This window comes from Niabella sp., from assembly GCF_030150205.1.
Taxonomy (GTDB): domain Bacteria; phylum Bacteroidota; class Bacteroidia; order Chitinophagales; family Chitinophagaceae; genus Niabella.
The window spans coordinates 73,145-89,008 of the sequence record NZ_JASLGT010000028.1; the positions used below are offsets into that span (position 1 = coordinate 73,145).

Sequence of the window (15,864 nt, forward strand, 5' to 3'; positions counted from 1 at the left end):
TTTTAAAATTTGGAACTTGAGATTTAGTATTTAAAATTTAGCATTTATCGCGGTATTTCCAGTCCGTTGATCATTTGTTTAATGATCTCGTTCTCTGTAATACCCTCCATTTCTTTTTCGGGCGACAGGATGATGCGGTGTCTTAAAACAGGCGCTGCTACTGCCAATACATCATCGGGCGTAACAAAATCCCTGCCGCTGATGGCCGCCATCGCCTTGGAGGCATTCATGATCGACAGGGAAGCCCGGGGCGAAGCGCCCAGGTAAATGGCCTTGTTATTCCGCGTCTGATGTACCAGCTTTGCAATAAAGCCTAAGAGCTTTTCCTCGATGATGATCGCTTTTACCTGCTGCCGTAGCTCATTGATCTGGGCGCCGGTTAATGCCTGCCGGATACTGTCCAGCGGATGCTGGTTGCCCAGCTGATGAAACCGGCTGAGGATCTGCAGCTCTTCTTCTTCCGTGGGGTAAGGCACTTGAATTTTAAAAAGAAACCGGTCCAGCTGGGCTTCGGGCAGGCGGTAAGTTCCCTCCTGCTCAATGGGGTTTTGCGTGGCGATGACCATAAAGGGGGCATCCATGGTATAGGTTTTCCCATCTACAGAAACCTGCCGTTCTTCCATTACTTCAAGCAACGCCGCCTGTGTTTTGGCCGGAGCACGGTTAATTTCATCCACCAAAACGATATTGCCAAATACGGGCCCTTTCTTGAATTCGAAGCGCGCATCTGCGGGATTAAATACGGGCGTACCAATGACATCGGAAGGCATCAGGTCCGGAGTAAACTGGATGCGGGAAAAAATAGCATTTACAGACCGTGCAACCAGTTTGGCCGTAAGCGTTTTGGCCACCCCGGGCACCCCCTGTATCAGCACATGCCCGTCCGCCAGCAATGCAGTGATGATCAGCCGTACCATTTCATCCTGGCCAATAATGATTTTTTTAATTTCATCGGTGATCTTCATGACCGCCTGGTTGAGGTCGCTTAGATTGACACGGTTTTCAAAAATCGGTTCTTCCATGTATATTGTTTTTAGATGCTCTTATAAAATTTTTCAATGTTCGCCTGTAACAGGATCAGGTCCGAATCTGAAATAACCCCTTCCCTGCTGACCTGTTTGATTTGATAAACAATGGCCGTTACCAGGGCCGTATCTGCCCCGCTTTTATCGCTTACTTCCCGGACAAAGGCTTCATTCAGTTCTTTTGAAAAGATATGATATTTATTGCGCAGATGTTCCAGGAAGTAGGCGCTCATTTTTTGGGCCAGGTTGGTATTGTCTTTTTTATCGTAATAAAGCAGCCCCATGGTTTTTACAAAATCCAGTGTGTCGTTTTTGGGGGGAGCTATCCGGGGAATGAAACGTTGTCGCCGCCGCATTTCGAGCAAGGCGAAGGTCAGCAGCAGCAACAGTGCCAGTAAGATCCCGGCACGGAATGATTTCTGTTTCATAATGGCTCCAAACCAGCCGCTGTTGCGGTTTTTACCATAGCCTCTTTTGCGGTAGTATTCATCCCAGACGATCGTATGGATATTAGCGGGGATCATTGAAAACACCTGGCTGAAGTATTCCATGTTGTTTTGATACAACAGAAAGTAATTGCTGAAACTTAACGGGGATAAATGTATGAACAACCGGCCTCTTCCTTTTTTCAGTTGAATGAAATTGGCCCGTCCATCATGCCCCCTCCCAAGAATGCGGGTGGTGCTTTTGTCCGTTCGTACAAAATATCCTTCGAGTGCTACCCCGGGATAGCGGGTAGCATAGGTTTTTGGAAAAGGAACCGAATCCAGTTCCACGCGCATGGTATCCGGGCCGTAGTCGGCAAAAGGGTATGACAAGGTGGCCCCAATGCTGGCCCTGCCATCGATCAGGCGCTCCAGTTCCTCTCCGGGACGGAAACAGCTGATAAAGGCTGAATTGCCTTTTTCAATAAAACGCAATAAAGCATCCAGCTCATAACCGGATATTTCAAATTGAGGCCCGATGCTGATAAAAAAACGCCCCGGAATCCCCCGGTTTAGCAGCGTATCCTGCAGGAAATTTTTTGTATTAGAAACGAGGCGGGCTTGCGGGAAGAACTGTTTCATGCCCTGGTACGCCACATAAGTGCCGTAAGGATTCTTGTCTTCTTTTTTTAAGGAAACAAAGGTGCTGACCGGTTTGGCCGTTTTTGTCTCCGTTCGTGCGAACAGGAAAAGAACGACGATAATCAGCAAAAGAAGCAAGAGATATGGACTGTATTTTTTCAAGCGATCAGTTCTGATTAAAGTTTTTGTTTCAGTTGCTGGAACGTATTGTTTATTTTCTGATACATGTTTTCGGTAATATCAAATAACCCGTACCAGCTGTACTCATAATGACGGGTTGCCATAAAGAAATCATCATAGTAACTGCTGGAGCGCATTTGAAGCATGTATTCAAAATTTGTCTTATCGGGCAAAAAATGGATCAGCTGCCGGTCCGAAAGCTTTTTTAAAAGCTCAAGGTATTGCAGGCGGATGGCCAGCCGGTAGTTATTTTGCTGCAGGGCCTGGCGAATGGCCGCTGCGTAATCGATGGAGAAAATATCCTGATGCTCCTCCGTTACTGCGGGCGTATGAACCGACGTGCTTTTTTTCCGGAATAAAATAAAGTTATGGGAGGCGAGGTACCAGATCAGCAGCCCTATAAAAACAGCGATGGCGATATAGGGCAGTACTTTAAAGAATGCTACCCAACCGCGGGCTGGGGTATGCGGATTTCCTTCTTCCTGTATGTCCTTATGGGTAAGGCCGGTTTTTACATAATGAAAATCGGCATCTTCCTGTAGCTTTTGGGTAAAATGACCGGGCATCGGACGGATCGCGTTGGTTTCGTGTTCAAAACTTTCCACCGGATCAAAGCTTGCCTCGGTTTCATTATCGGATTCTTCTGTGACGACTACGCTGTTTGCAGAAGAATCCGGGGCCGCAACCACGGTTTCCTTTTTCTCCTGGCCCATGCCGGGGGTACCGATCAGCAGCAGCCCGCAACAGGCCAGGCGGAATATGGTCCGGATGCAATTATGCATGGCTGGCTGGGTCCTCCTTTGCAATGTTGCCGGCCCGGCGGAACAGCTGAACCGGATAGATAATAAAGTACCAGATTACAAAAAGCACTGAGGCGGCTGTTATACATGTGGTAAGCCAGGAAGCGTTATTGTAGAGCCGGGTAAAAAGGCCTTCAAAAAAGGCGGCAATAATAAACGCCGGCAAAATTCCGATCATGATCTTAACGCCATCTTTTGCACCTTCAGCAAACGCTTCCATGCGTTTTTTTGTACCGGGAAACAGGAAGCTTTTTCCTAAAATGAACCCGGCCGCACCGGCAAGGATAATAGCGGTGATTTCCAGGGTGCCGTGAACGAATACCACCAGCCAGAACTGTATACCCAGTCCCCTTGACGCAAATAGCTGATCAAAAATACCCATCATGGCGCCGGTTTCGGCCAGTTTATACATCGTGGGTACGCCACAAAAAATGCCGGAAACAAAAAAGAAAAAGGCTACGCGTATATTGTTGATCATGATGCCCAGCCAGCTCAGTACCGGGTTGCCGGTTTCATAAATGCCGAAGGGATTCCCATCAGCAATATTATCCAGGGTCTTTTGTACATAGTTATCTCCAAAGAAATTATTGGCGAGCTCCGGGTCCTTTGCTGCAATAAAAAAAGCCAGCAGGAAAAAAACGGTAAACAACACAAGGGCAAATAAAATGGTCCTGCGATGCTTGTAAATGACCATTGGTAATTCGTATTTCCAGAAATACGTGATCCGGCTGGATTCTTCCCGGTGGTTCTGATAAATGCTCAGGTACAGGTCGGAGGCCTGTTTATTCAGGTACTGCGTGGTTTTACTGGTAGGATAAAACGTTTTGGCATAGGCCAGATCATCTACCAGCTGGGTAAAAGCCCGGGCCTGCTCATCGGGAGCTTCCGGAGGTTCCTGTTGGTTTTTCTGCCAGCGGTCTTTGTTTTTCTTAATAAACAGTGCTTCTCTCAAGCAAAAGATTTTTGCCAAAATACAATTTTTATTTAAGAAGAACCATTCTCTTCGCTAAATAATCGCACGGCATATAATAATTAAAGCGTATTTTGCCCGGTAAACACTTGCTCCATGCCGGTAATCAGCATTCCTACTTCTTTCAATATTGATGTGGCTTTTGAAGTGCCCAGCTTTGGAAGGCGGATGGGGGCCCTGTTGATCGACATGGCGGTGGAGATCTGTTACCTGATTGCAGCTTCCTGGCTCATCCGGAAGCTTTCCGGCCCGGCATCCTATTGGGATGAAGATGCGCGGTATAATTTGTGGGCCCTTCAGCTGCTGGCCGTTGCCCCGGTTTTTTTATACCATATCATTATGGAAGTAACTACCAACGGGCAAAGTGTGGGCAAAAAAATAATGAAGCTGCGGGTAGTGAACGATAAGGGCGGCAGGGCCAGCATCAGCCAGTTCCTGATCCGGTGGCTGTTGCGGGTTTCCGATCTCTGGATGGTGATCATCCTGTTCCTGTTGCTGAGCTTAGGGGATGGCACCAACCTGCAGGCTTTTTTTATGTTGCTGCTGGGATTGGGTTTCCTGGTTACGGATATTGTGCTGGTGGCTTCTTCCAAACGATCGCAACGTATCGGCGACCTGCTGGCGCATACGATCCTGATCCGGACCAACCGGCAGGAGGACCTTTCTGCTACGATCTTCCGGGAGGTTGGCGAGGATTATGTGCCTGCTTTTCCGCAGGTAATGCATATTTCTGACCGGGATCTGAACATTATCAAAAACCTGCTGGACAATGCGCATAAAACCCACCGGTACGAATCACTGAGGGCCGCTGCCGACCGGGTAAAACAATACCTGAAGATTGAAACGGATATGGAGCCCTACCAGTTTTTAGACAAGCTGCTGGAAGACTATAACTATCTTTCTACCCGCCAGCTGGTTTAAGCAGTGGCGCCCAAACCCATCACCAGGGTAGACAAAAAAAGAAACGCCAGGGAGCATAGCAACAGAATACCAATGATCTTAAAATAAGTGGCCAGATAAGATAGCCCCTTGTTGAGCGCATGCCGGTTATCCGTTCCAAGCCCCTTCTGAACATGTTTTGAAAAACGGTAAAGCATGTAAAACAATACGGCACTTACAAGAACGGATAGTGCAACAAAGAGCACCGGGCCCTTCGTCGTTACCTGAAGGGTGGCATCATCAAATCCTTCTTTTGCGAGTCCCGTTCTTACGGCAGGTTTTGTGATGTAGGCAACCAGGCTGATAATGGTTCCTGAAATCGAAAGAATGGCAGCGGTGCCGGCAACTTTTGCGGTGCTGCTGATCTTGCTTTTTGTATAAACGTCAAGCGGAATGAATGACGGGGTCTGATCTTGTTCCGGGTAGTTCATTGAAACAATGTTGAAATATTGGCAAGGAGGGTGATTCCTGAAAAAATGGCCATAACAATAAAAAAACGATGAAAATTCGAAAATCCTTCTGCCAGCAGGGTCGTGTCTTTTTGCAATACGCCCGCTTTCAGACAACTGGCTGCTTTATAAAGGAAGTACAGCACGGTTGCTGTTATAAAAAAGAAAATGAAAAAAACAACAATCAGTGCTCCGTAAGTTCCTTCCGCTTTTACCGGAAGAATACTTTCAAAGGCTTTTAAAATTGCTGCGCCGCTTGCCAGCATTATGGCCACCGCAAATGCACCCATACTAAAACCGATCACGGTGATTAGCCGTGCCCACTTGCTGATGGCCAGCAACTGCTGCTCCAATTCCGGATCGGTGTCGGCATCAAAAATAGAATCTGGCTCCTGTTCAGTCATTGACATACTTTAAAAATGTAAATATAGGCCATGTTTTTTAAGAAAGCCGGCGGAGGAAGTTAATTCCGGTAACAGCGATAAAAAAGGCTGTATCAAAATCCGATGCCATCGTTTCTGATACAGCCTTCACCGGTTGCTGCCGGTTTATTTCCAGCCGCCGCCCAATGCTTTATACAATTGGATAACGGCATTCAGTTTGCCGTACTTGGCATCTACATAATTCAGCTCTGCCTGCAATTTATTGGTCATGGCTGTGATCACATCGAGGTAGTTGCCCATACCATTATTTACAAGTTCCTGCGAATACTGCGTTGCAGAATCATATTGCTGGAACTCCTGCTTTTTAAAGTTGATAAGCTTTTGCTGGGCATCATAACTGAACAGCGCGTCCGACACTTCTTTTGCTGCGTTCAGAATGGTTTTTTTGTAACTGTTGTAAGCGATCTGCTGATTGGCCTGCGAAACCTCGTATTGTGTACGGATCTGACGTTTGTTTAATACCGGCTGTAGCAGGGAGCCTGTTGCCGTAGCAAAAAGGGAACTAACACTAAAGAGCCGGTCAAACTCTACGCTTTGTAATCCTCCGCTTGCACTGAGGGTTAACGAGGGATAAAACGCGGCCTTGGCGGCGTTGGTCATATGATACGCATTCATATATCCAAATTCTGCCGCCCGTACATCGGGCCGGTTGGTAAGGAGCTGTACCGGAACACCAATGGCCAAAGATGTATTGATCTGCTGCTGATCCAGGGTATTGCGCTCAATGGGTTGCGGCGGAATACTGAGGAGCATACAAAAATAATTTTCCATCAGTTTGATGCTGTTGTCCAGGTTCACCAGGATGCCCCTTGAGTTTAACAGCAAAGCCTCACTTTGTTTTACGGCTACCTGGGTAAGGCTGCCGGAGTTTTTGAGTGCTTTTGTTGTTTCCAGGTTTTGCTCGCGGTAGCGGATGGTTTCTTCTGTGATCTTTTTTTGTTCATCCAGCGACATCAACTGGTAATAGGTGTCTGCCACCGCAGCGATCAGGTCTGATTTTACAGCCTGGTGTGCGGCCTGTGATTTCAGGAAGTTTGCAACGGCAGCTTCTTTATTGCTTTTGATCTTACCCCAGATATCGGCTTCCCAGGAGAGGTTGCCGCTGATGCTGTATTGAACCAGGTGCAGCCGGTCTCCGCCGGTTAACTGACCCAGCTGAGTGTTGAGTGAATTGGTTTGATACATTACGGATGGTCCTGCGGACAGGGTTGGGAAAAAGCCCGCCTTCCCCTGTTTCATGTACGCTTCTGCTGCCGCAATCTGTTGAATGGCGGTGCGGATGTCCAGGTTCTCTTCCAGGGCCTTGTTGATGTAACCCACCAGTTTTTCGTCGGTGAACAGTTCCTTCCAGGAAACGTCTGCGATGGTCGTTGTATCTGCCGGTAGCTGGTCTGTACGGTAATAGCGATCGTCCACCAGGTCTTTGGGCCGGTGGTAAGGTTTTGCCACAAAACATGCCTGCAGCAGGATCATCACCAGCAACAATCCCGGAAGGGTGCTGTATATCCGGATCTTATTGTTTGATTTCATATATCTTTTTTTTATCCTGTTCTTTTACGCCGCTGCATTCCTGCTTCATCAACGATGCCTCCGGGCGGCGTAAAATAAATGGTGTTGCGTTGAATGATTACTCTGATAATTTTTCAGCCTTGTTGATCTTTACCGGGCTTATTTTTTCCTGCAGCCACTGGAAGATTACAAACAGCACCGGTATAACCAATAGTCCCAGGATGGTACCAGTCAGCAGACCGGAAGCTGCACCGGTGGCAATGGAATGGTTACCGATGGCTCCGATACCGGTGGCGTATACCAGGGGCATCATGCCGGCGATAAATGCGAAAGAGGTCATCAAAATGGGACGTAACCTGGCTTTTGCAGCATTGATAGCGGCCATGGGAATGCTCTCTCCCTTGTGACGGCGTTGTACTCCAAATTCCACGATCAGGATTGCATTTTTGGCGAGTAGTCCCACCAGCATGATCAGGGCGATCTGGAAATAGATATTGTTTTCGAGCCCGAACAGCCACTGTCCCAGGTAAGCACCCATCACCCCCATGGGTAAGGAAATGATCACCGTAAGCGGAATGATATAACTTTCATACTGGGCACTGAGAATGAAATACACAAATACCAGGCTCAGCGCAAAGATGATCAGTGTTTGTGAACCCGCATTGATCTCTTCCCTTGTTAAGCCGGAATAATCGATGCCATAACTGGCAGAAAGTGTGGTCTGTGCCACTTCCTGTACGGCTTTGATGGCATCACCCGTACTGTAACCGGGATTGGTGGCCCCGGTAAGATCTGCAGAAGAAAACAGGTTGAAACGGGTAACGGACTGCGGACCATACACGCGTTCCAGTGTTACGAACTGCGATACCGGTGCCATTTGTCCGCTTCCTGTTTTTATAAAAAAGGAGTTCAGGCTGTTGGCATCCATTCTTGCTTCGGGCAATGCCTGTACCATTACGCGGTATTGCTTGCCGTATTTGGTAAAGTCTGCCGCGTAGATACCACCAATGTATCCCTGCATGGTAGACAGCAGGCTGCTTACGGATACGCCGGCCTCACTGGCCTTGGGCACATTGATCACCATTTCATATTGCGGGTATTTCGTATTGAACGAGGTTTGCGCAAACTGTATTTCGGGGCGCTTCATCAGTTCACCGATAAAACGCTGAGTGGTTCCGTCGAGTTCGCTGATCGATTGTCCGCCTTTGTTGAGCAATGAAAGCTGGAAACCGGCGCTGTTACCAAAACCCGGTACGCTGGGCGGACTAAAGAAGATCATTCTTGAGTCGGGTATGGTTGCACCTACGCCAAACAATTGTTTGGTGATATCATCCACACTTTGTCCTTTTGCGGAGTTGCGGTCTTTAAACGGTGCCAGTTTGATAAAGGCCAGTCCATAGTTGCTGCCCGAACCGGAGATCAGGCTTCGCCCGGTGCTAAAGGTAACCCCCTGTATACCGGGTATTTTTGAGGCTTTGGCGGTGAGCTCTTTCATGGCCTGGTAGGTACGGTCCATGGTTGCACTGGGTGGCAGCTCTACGTTACCGAAAATAATACCGCGGTCTTCCGCAGGCACAAAACCCGTAGGCGTCTTTTTGCTGATGAAAAAGATCAGTCCCATGGAGGCTACAAGGATAATGAGCGTAACCCATTTATGACGGATAAGGAAGATGAAGGCCTTTCCGTAACGCTTGGTCATTGCCGTAAAAGCAATATTAAAGCTGGCAAAGAAACGCTGTAAGAAATTTTTCTTTTTATGTTCGTGATCTTCCGGGTGCGGACGCAGGAGCAGGGCACAAAGTGCCGGACTGAGCGAAAGTGCGTTTACCGCGGAGATCAGGATGGCGATGATCAGTGTAATACCAAACTGTTTATAAAATACACCGGTAGGACCGCTGATAAATGTTACGGGAATAAATACCGCCGCCATTACCAGGGTGATGGAGATGATGGCACCCGTGATCTCGTGCATCGCATCCATGGTCGCTTTTTTCGGATCCCGTTCCCCGTGATCCATTTTGGCATGGACGGCTTCCACCACCACAATGGCATCATCCACCACAATACCAATGGCCAGTACCAGCGCAAACAGGGTCAGCAGGTTCAATGAAAAGCCCATCAGGTTCAGGAAGAAGAAGGTGCCGATAATGGATACCGGAACGGCGATGGCCGGGATGAGCGTGGAACGGAAATCCTGCAGGAAGATGTATACCACAATAAATACCAAGATAAAGGCTTCTACCAATGTGTGAATTACTTTTTCGATAGAGGCTTCAAGGAATTCGTTGGTATCATAGTTGATCACATAGCCAATTCCCTGTGGCAATGTTTTTTCGGCATCCTTTAAATATTTCTTAATGTCTACGATGATCTGCTGGGCATTGGATCCCGGGGTTTGGAAGATCCCCATACTGATACCCGGGTTGCCGGAGCTTTCGCCCACACCGGAATAGGATAACGCATCCAGTTTTACGGTGGCTACATCTTTCAGGCGCAGGAACTCACCCTGTCCCAGCGATTTGATAATGATATCATCGTATTGTTCTTTTTCATTGAATTTGCCCTTGTACTTGATCACATATTCAAAGGCGCTTCCACTGTTCTGACCTACAGATCCGGCAGCGGCCTCCAGGCTCTGGCTGTTAATGGCTGCGGTTACATCACTGGGCTGTATACCGTATGCAGCCAGCTTTTGCGGATCGAGCCAGATGCGCATCGCATACGATTTTCCTCCAAATACCGTGGCATCACCTACCCCGTAGATCCGTTTAATACCCGGGATGATGTTAATGTCGAGATAGTTTTGCAGGAATACGTCATTGAGGTCCTTATTGCTTGTATAAAAAGTAAGGAACATCAGGGCGCTGGTCTGCTGTTTTTGCGTAACCACTCCCGCACGGGTTACCTCGGCTGGCAACAGGGGCGTGGCGCGGGCCACCCGGTTCTGTACGTTTACCGCGGCAATATCCGGGTCGATGCCCTGTTTAAAGAACACGTTGATGGTGGCACTACCGTCATTACCCGCGGTAGAGGTAATGTAATCCATTCCTTCCACACCATTCACCTGCTCTTCAATGGGGATGATCACACTTTTTTGTACGGTTTCGGCGTTGGCACCGGTATAGGTGGCCCGCACGTTTACCGTAGGCGGGGCAATATCAGGATACTGCGTTACGGGCAGGGAGATCACTCCCAGGATCCCCAGTAATACAAGTATTACGGAGATCACCGTAGACAGGATCGGTCGGTTGATAAATGTTTTAATCATGTGTTAAAAAACGGGTTTAATGGCATTAGTAATACTGTCAAAATCAACAGGACGGGGAATTACGGCTGCGCCGTTTCGTAACCCGCCTACACCGGCAGCGATGATGGTATCGCCTTTGTTAACACCGCCGCCCAGCAGGGCCATATTATTAATGCGGTCCAGAACGCCTACTACTGCAGCATTTACCGTGTCTTTGCCTACTTTATATACATAAATAATTCCCTGCTGCTCAAAAGTGGCAGCTTCCGGTACCGCCAGTACATCCGTATAGGTTTTGGGAATTTTAATGGTACCGCTGTTCCCGTTTGCCAGCAACCTGCCCTGGTTGGGAAAGGATACCCGGAACAGGATGGTACCGGTATTGGGATCGATCTGGCCGGTAACGGCTTTCACTTTTCCTTTCTGACCATATTCGGATCCATTTGCCAGTTCCAGTGAAACGGGAGGGATATTGCTGAGCTTTGCGGGAACGGTTAACCCTGGGGTTTGTTCCAGGAAGTTGAGGTATTCTTTTTCATTCATTGAAAAGTACGCATAGATCTCGCTTACATCCGAAACCGTGGTAAGTGGTGTGGGATCTGTGGGGCCCACCAGGCTTCCAACCCGAAGGGGCAATTTGCCCACGATACCATCGATGGGACTGCGGATAATGGAATATTCTACATTCGCTGCTGCGCTGCGATAATTCGCCTGTGCCTGGCCACGGTTGGCCCTTGCCTGTACCAGCTGGCTTTGAGCAGAGCGCAGGTTGGCTTTGGCCGTTTCGAGCTGCACGTTGCTGATGATGTTTTTTTCCACCAGCGGAGTCAGTTTATTTACCTCAACCTGGGCGGCATTTACATTCGCTTCTGCGGTACTGATGCTGGCTTCTGCAGCGCCCACGCCGCTTTTGGCTGCATCGGCGGTTTGCGAAAGCGTATTGGTCTCCAAACGGAACAGCACCTGTCCTTTGCGCACCGCCTGTCCTTCATCTACGAGTACTTCTTTAATATAGCCGGATATTTTTGCGCGTACATCATTGTTGTTGCGCCCCTGGATGCTTGCAGGGTAGGCACTGTATCCGGTAACGGTTTTTACCGGTACGGCAATTACGGGGTAAGGCCTTGCGGCATTCGGGTTGGGAGCTTGCTTTTTTCCTCCACAGGCGGCCAGGAGAAGGAGGAGAAGGCTGCTTGCTGCAATGCGGGTCTTTGTATTCATATATCCTGATTTCGGGTTATTAGTGTAAGCTTTTTACGGTGCTTTCTACTGTTTTGATATGTTTGTCTAAAATAGTTATATACTGGTTGATGCCTTTGATCACCTGCTCATTGGGATCTTTTGCCTGTTTATTGCATTGTACCATCCGTTGCATCAGTTCTTTTTCCCGAACCAGTTTTTCGAGAATATTGCCAAAACGGATGCCCATAAATTTGGGATTGATGCGGTAATACCGCTTGCGGGAGTCAATGGGGGTAATGTATTCTACATACTTGTTTTGTACCAGCATCTGCAGGCTGTTGGATAATGAGCTCTTGCTTACATTGAATTTTTCCAGCAGTTCGTCAAATGTATACCCGTCTGTTTTCAGGTCTATCATCATGTAAACATAAATCTTGGCATTCAACGGCGGAAGCCCGTAAAGGTTCCCGTAGAAGGTGACCATGTCCTGATAGAGTTCTTTTTTTGTAGCTACCATAATTTGTAAAACGAACTGCAAATTTATAGTTAGTTCGGTAAAATACGAACAAACAGGTATTAAAAATTTTTTAAGCCGCTTTTCCCTGCAAGGAACGTAATAACAAGAGGCGGGCCTAAAAGTTTGATTATGAGATGTTATTTTGCCTGCTGTGCCAGCCTGGATTTTATAAACGGTAAAATAGTTGGGTAAGCGGTGGCCTCCATCCAATGAAATGCCGGCTGTTTTTTAAACCAGGTCATTTGCCGTTTGGCATAGCGCCGGGTGTTTTGCTGAATGAGGGCGATGGCTTGCTCCCGGCTAAGCGTTCCGTCAAAATACTGAAATAATTCCTGGTAGCCTACGGTTTGCAGGGCGTTTAGCTGGCGCAGCGGTAGCAGCCCGCGAACCTCTGCCTCCAGCCCTGTTTCCATCATCGTAATCACGCGTTGGTTGATCCGTTCGTAAAGCAAGGTTCTGGGCAGTTCGAGCCCGATGCAGATGGTATCAAAGGAACGTTGCTGTTTTGTTTGTGACTGGAATGAAAGAATGGACCGGTCTGTGGCTGTGATGACTTCCAGTGCACGCATCATCCGCTGTGGATTTTGCATTTCTCCTTTTGCAGCAAAAAGCGGATCCTTTTTAAGCAGTTCCTGCTGTAGCCAGTCAATACCCTGGCTTTCATAAGTGCTGATAATTTCTTCCCTTAGCTCGGTTGGAACAGCGGGAACCGGATCCAGCCCTTCCAGCAGGGCTTTTATATATAAACCGGTGCCGCCGGTAACCACCACCACCGGATGTTGCTGAAACAGGCGCCCCAGCAATTGTAGCGCGTAGGTTTCATAAATAGCGGCGCTCATTTCTTCCCGGATGCTGTGCGATGCAATAAAATAATGCGGAACGGCTGCCAGTTCTGCTTCAGAGGGACGGGCCACGCCGATGGACAGCTCTTTAAAACACTGACGGCTGTCGGCAGAAAGGATAACGGTATCCAGCTGGCTGGCAACTTCGATGGCCACGGCCGTTTTGCCCACCGCAGTAGGTCCTGCAATTACAATGAGTACATTTTTATGAAGCTGCATTTGCGAACAGGCAATAGTGAATGGGCAATGGGTAACAGGGAATGGTGAATAGTGAAACCAGGAACAGGAAGTTGAGTATGGCCAGTGCTACATTTTCCGGGCCACCGGTGCGTTTTACCGGGTTCAGGCATCTGCTAATCTTCCAGTCCGTCGTTATACTCTTCCCCGCCTTCTCCTTCATCAATACCTACATCTTCTCCGTCTTCACTTTTTTCACCAAAACCTTCGGCAGAACGGGTGAGGTCATATTTTTCTTCAATATCGGCAAATTTTTCTCCAAGCAGCCCTTTGGTGCCATATTGTTTGGGACTGATGCCTTCTGACCGGGTGATTTTCGGGTAATCCACCGCTGCATTGCCATCCTTTGAAACATTGATCAGTTCGATTAGAAAATCCCAGTGCTTCTGAAAATCGTAGCTGTAGGTAAAGCGCTGGTTGGTGTTTTTTATTTCAGAACCGATGGTAGTGGTACGCATCAGGAGCGGAGCCACTTTATAGGTTCTGTCGGAGTACATCTCCAGGGTTATTTCACGGCCTTTTTGCCATTGATCATTACTCCTGAAAAAAGTAGCCTGATGTTTATTATCAAAATCGAATGCCTTGAGAATGGTTCCGTGCAGGTCAAAAAAAGTTTGGGTATGCAGCACCGCAATATCTCTGTAGATACTGTCATCCTCTTCAAAATATACCCTGAATTTTAAAATAGCCATAATTCGAAGGTACAAAGAATCTTGTAATCGCGGTTACATCTTATCCCTCAACAGAAGCCGGGATGCCGGTTTGGATCATACCAATGAAATCGAATATGTAAAGGGCTCGTTTGCCGGGGGCTATCGCCCGATAGTATTAAGCACCGGTTCTGATTTCGCAGCATCGCAGATGACGGTTCGTGCAGGTCATCTGCCGGCGGTCGCAGGCAGCATGCGATTTTCGTTTAAAAAGGTCCGGCGTGCAGTACATACATCGTTAGCCGATGTTTGCTGCAAAAAAGTCGCGGATTATTTTTTAAACCGGATCGCAGCAAATATCCCAATGCTGTAAAGGAACAAAAAAGCTCCAAATATGGTCAATAGGTTGGTCATCGTGTATAGTTTGTATGATTACATTTTCAAGAACCGGGCCAAACCCCCGGAGCTCAAACTTGATCCGGATCATGCTTCGCTGAACCGGCCGCAGTGCGCTGCGAATAGCCAGTTATACAAGATAAAGCCCGCTTTTGCGCTCTTTTTCCGTAGGCGTCACTCGTTTTTTAACATGTTTTAAGGGAAATAACGGGTGATATCTGATGGTTTCCCGGCTTTTTCCGAAAACGTTGTCTTAAAAAATAATCCCGATCCGGCCCCGGCATAAAAACATTTAATATTTTTAGGGCATTGTGTAATGGTTGTTAAATATAAATTCAATTAGAAATATGAAACGATTTGGTTTGCTTTTTTTGTTAGTCGCTGGTATTACGATTGGGGCAAATGCCCAGGCAACGGTTAAACGGCCGGATCCGCAGCCTGCTGCTGATACCCGGGAATCTTTTAAGCTGGGTATGGCCGGCTATACGTTTGCAAAGTTTGGTTTGGACACCGCGTTGCAAACCCTGCAACGCGCGGATGTACATTACCTCTGCATTAAAGATTTTCACCTGCCCTTTAACAGTACCGATGAGCAAATTGCTGCTTTTCATCAAAAGCTGAAAGACAAGGGTGTTACCGGTTATGGAATAGGGCCTATTTATATGAAAACCGAAGCGGAGGTAGACCGGGCATTTGAATATGCAAAAAGAGTAGGTGTAAAGCTGATCGTGGGTGTTCCCAATTATGAATTACTGCCGTATGTTAATAAAAAGGTACAGGAATATGATATGAAATACGCCATCCACCTGCACGGGCCGGATATGCCTCTGTACCCGGATGCGGATGATGTATGGAAAAATGTAAAGAACCTGGATCCGCGTATGGGTATGTGCCTGGATATTGGTCATGATACCCGTAACGGGAAAGACGCGGTTGCGGATCTGAAGAAATATCATACCCGGGTATTTGATATCCATCTGAAAGATGTTACCGGACCTACCAAACAAGGATACTCTGTGGAAGTGGGAAGAGGTATTATCAATTTCCCGGCATTTGTAAAAATGCTGCGCCAGGTTGGATATACCGGTGTGGTAAGCCTGGAACACGAGCGGAATATGGACAACCCGTTTATGGGAATTGCGGAATCGGTAGGTTATTTCCGGGCAATGATCGTTGCTACGAGGAAGTAGCCAGCTTTTAGCGATTAGCAATCAGTTTTCAGCAATTAGTTTTCAGTTTTCAGTCGGGGACTGACGGCTGATGGCTAAAAGCTCCTATGTTTGATTATAAAAAGTTCTTTGAGATATAGATCAAAGTTACCAATAGTTTTGAGTTTAATAAAGGTGAGAGGAGAGTGAGAGCGGGCTGAACGCTAAATAACATTAATAGTATATTGTCTATCAGATATCGC

Annotated in this window: 14 protein-coding genes; 2 read left to right on the top strand and 12 right to left on the bottom strand. The window is 47.6% G+C overall.

From position 1 onward, the window contains the following. Window positions 1–44: 44 nt before the first annotated feature. Genes Q1V85_RS21725 through Q1V85_RS21740 form a run of 4 tightly spaced genes read right to left on the bottom strand, consistent with a single transcriptional unit; the run spans window position 45 to window position 4,024 of the window. On the bottom strand, window positions 45–1,022 hold the full coding sequence (locus Q1V85_RS21725; protein ID WP_300603178.1) for a MoxR family ATPase: 978 nt from the start codon (window positions 1,020–1,022) through the stop codon (window positions 45–47). An 11-nt stretch (window positions 1,023–1,033) separates the two neighbouring features. Beyond that, window positions 1,034–2,230 carry a DUF4350 domain-containing protein gene (locus Q1V85_RS21730; RefSeq protein ID WP_300603181.1) on the bottom strand — a complete coding sequence of 399 codons (1,197 nt, stop codon included), beginning with the start codon at window positions 2,228–2,230 and terminating at the stop codon, window positions 1,034–1,036. Window positions 2,231–2,268: 38 nt separating this feature from the next. Next, the gene (locus Q1V85_RS21735) at window positions 2,269–3,054 is read right to left on the bottom strand and encodes a hypothetical protein (protein WP_300603184.1); all 786 of its coding nucleotides are present in this window, start codon (window positions 3,052–3,054) and stop codon (window positions 2,269–2,271) included. After that, window positions 3,047–4,024: a stage II sporulation protein M gene (locus Q1V85_RS21740; RefSeq protein WP_300603186.1), complete on the bottom strand. Its 978-nt coding sequence runs from the start codon at window positions 4,022–4,024 to the stop codon at window positions 3,047–3,049. The genes Q1V85_RS21735 and Q1V85_RS21740 overlap by 8 nt, the downstream gene beginning before the upstream one ends. 114 nt (window positions 4,025–4,138) lie before the next feature. Between Q1V85_RS21740 and Q1V85_RS21745 the strand changes: the two genes are divergently transcribed. Next, window positions 4,139–4,963 (top strand): RDD family protein, encoded by an 825-nt coding sequence (locus Q1V85_RS21745; protein WP_300603188.1) that lies wholly within the window; start codon window positions 4,139–4,141, stop codon window positions 4,961–4,963. Here Q1V85_RS21745 and Q1V85_RS21750 read toward each other — a convergent pair. From Q1V85_RS21750 to Q1V85_RS21785, 8 genes are all read right to left on the bottom strand, one after another. Further along, window positions 4,960–5,412: a hypothetical protein gene (locus Q1V85_RS21750; protein WP_300603191.1), complete on the bottom strand. Its 453-nt coding sequence runs from the start codon at window positions 5,410–5,412 to the stop codon at window positions 4,960–4,962. The genes Q1V85_RS21745 and Q1V85_RS21750 overlap by 4 nt on opposite strands. Continuing rightward, a complete protein-coding gene (locus tag Q1V85_RS21755) occupies window positions 5,409–5,840 on the bottom strand; it encodes a hypothetical protein (protein ID WP_300603194.1) in 432 nt (143 codons plus the stop codon). The genes Q1V85_RS21750 and Q1V85_RS21755 overlap by 4 nt, the downstream gene beginning before the upstream one ends. Window positions 5,841–5,978: 138 nt before the next feature. Continuing rightward, window positions 5,979–7,403 (bottom strand): efflux transporter outer membrane subunit, encoded by a 1,425-nt coding sequence (locus tag Q1V85_RS21760; RefSeq protein WP_300603197.1) that lies wholly within the window; start codon window positions 7,401–7,403, stop codon window positions 5,979–5,981. 97 nt (window positions 7,404–7,500) lie between these two features. Next, window positions 7,501–10,650, bottom strand: coding sequence for an efflux RND transporter permease subunit (locus tag Q1V85_RS21765; RefSeq protein WP_300603198.1), 3,150 nt, complete (start codon window positions 10,648–10,650; stop codon window positions 7,501–7,503). Between the two features lie 3 nt (window positions 10,651–10,653). After that, entirely contained in the window at window positions 10,654–11,850 is a 1,197-nt protein-coding gene (locus Q1V85_RS21770) for an efflux RND transporter periplasmic adaptor subunit (protein WP_300603201.1), read from the bottom strand. A 19-nt stretch (window positions 11,851–11,869) separates the two neighbouring features. Further along, window positions 11,870–12,328, bottom strand: coding sequence for an ArsR family transcriptional regulator (locus Q1V85_RS21775; protein WP_300603203.1), 459 nt, complete (start codon window positions 12,326–12,328; stop codon window positions 11,870–11,872). Window positions 12,329–12,465: 137 nt separating this feature from the next. Continuing rightward, window positions 12,466–13,389: a tRNA (adenosine(37)-N6)-dimethylallyltransferase MiaA gene (gene miaA / locus Q1V85_RS21780; protein ID WP_300603205.1), complete on the bottom strand. Its 924-nt coding sequence runs from the start codon at window positions 13,387–13,389 to the stop codon at window positions 12,466–12,468. 134 nt (window positions 13,390–13,523) lie between these two features. Next, entirely contained in the window at window positions 13,524–14,099 is a 576-nt protein-coding gene (locus Q1V85_RS21785) for a hypothetical protein (protein WP_300603207.1), read from the bottom strand. 701 nt (window positions 14,100–14,800) lie between these two features. On the opposite strand from Q1V85_RS21785, the gene Q1V85_RS21790 reads away from it, so the two are divergent. After that, window positions 14,801–15,643, top strand: coding sequence for a sugar phosphate isomerase/epimerase family protein (locus Q1V85_RS21790; protein ID WP_300603210.1), 843 nt, complete (start codon window positions 14,801–14,803; stop codon window positions 15,641–15,643). Window positions 15,644–15,864: the final 221 nt, after the last annotated feature.

Excerpts from the sequence above, each read along its gene's own strand:
- Q1V85_RS21760 (WP_300603197.1), bottom strand. The coding sequence starts at position 7,403 with ATGAAATCAAACAATAAGATCCGGATATACAGCACCCTTCCGGGATTG.
- Q1V85_RS21785 (WP_300603207.1), bottom strand. The coding sequence starts at position 14,099 with ATGGCTATTTTAAAATTCAGGGTATATTTTGAAGAGGATGACAGTATC.
- Q1V85_RS21750 (WP_300603191.1), bottom strand. The coding sequence starts at position 5,412 with ATGAACTACCCGGAACAAGATCAGACCCCGTCATTCATTCCGCTTGAC.
- Q1V85_RS21770 (WP_300603201.1), bottom strand. The coding sequence starts at position 11,850 with ATGAATACAAAGACCCGCATTGCAGCAAGCAGCCTTCTCCTCCTTCTC.
- Q1V85_RS21765 (WP_300603198.1), bottom strand. The coding sequence starts at position 10,650 with ATGATTAAAACATTTATCAACCGACCGATCCTGTCTACGGTGATCTCC.
- Q1V85_RS21735 (WP_300603184.1), bottom strand. The coding sequence starts at position 3,054 with ATGCATAATTGCATCCGGACCATATTCCGCCTGGCCTGTTGCGGGCTG.
- Q1V85_RS21745 (WP_300603188.1), top strand. The coding sequence starts at position 4,139 with ATGCCGGTAATCAGCATTCCTACTTCTTTCAATATTGATGTGGCTTTT.
- Q1V85_RS21755 (WP_300603194.1), bottom strand. The coding sequence starts at position 5,840 with ATGTCAATGACTGAACAGGAGCCAGATTCTATTTTTGATGCCGACACC.
- miaA (WP_300603205.1), bottom strand. The coding sequence starts at position 13,389 with ATGCAGCTTCATAAAAATGTACTCATTGTAATTGCAGGACCTACTGCG.
- Q1V85_RS21790 (WP_300603210.1), top strand. The coding sequence starts at position 14,801 with ATGAAACGATTTGGTTTGCTTTTTTTGTTAGTCGCTGGTATTACGATT.
- Q1V85_RS21725 (WP_300603178.1), bottom strand. The coding sequence starts at position 1,022 with ATGGAAGAACCGATTTTTGAAAACCGTGTCAATCTAAGCGACCTCAAC.
- Q1V85_RS21775 (WP_300603203.1), bottom strand. The coding sequence starts at position 12,328 with ATGGTAGCTACAAAAAAAGAACTCTATCAGGACATGGTCACCTTCTAC.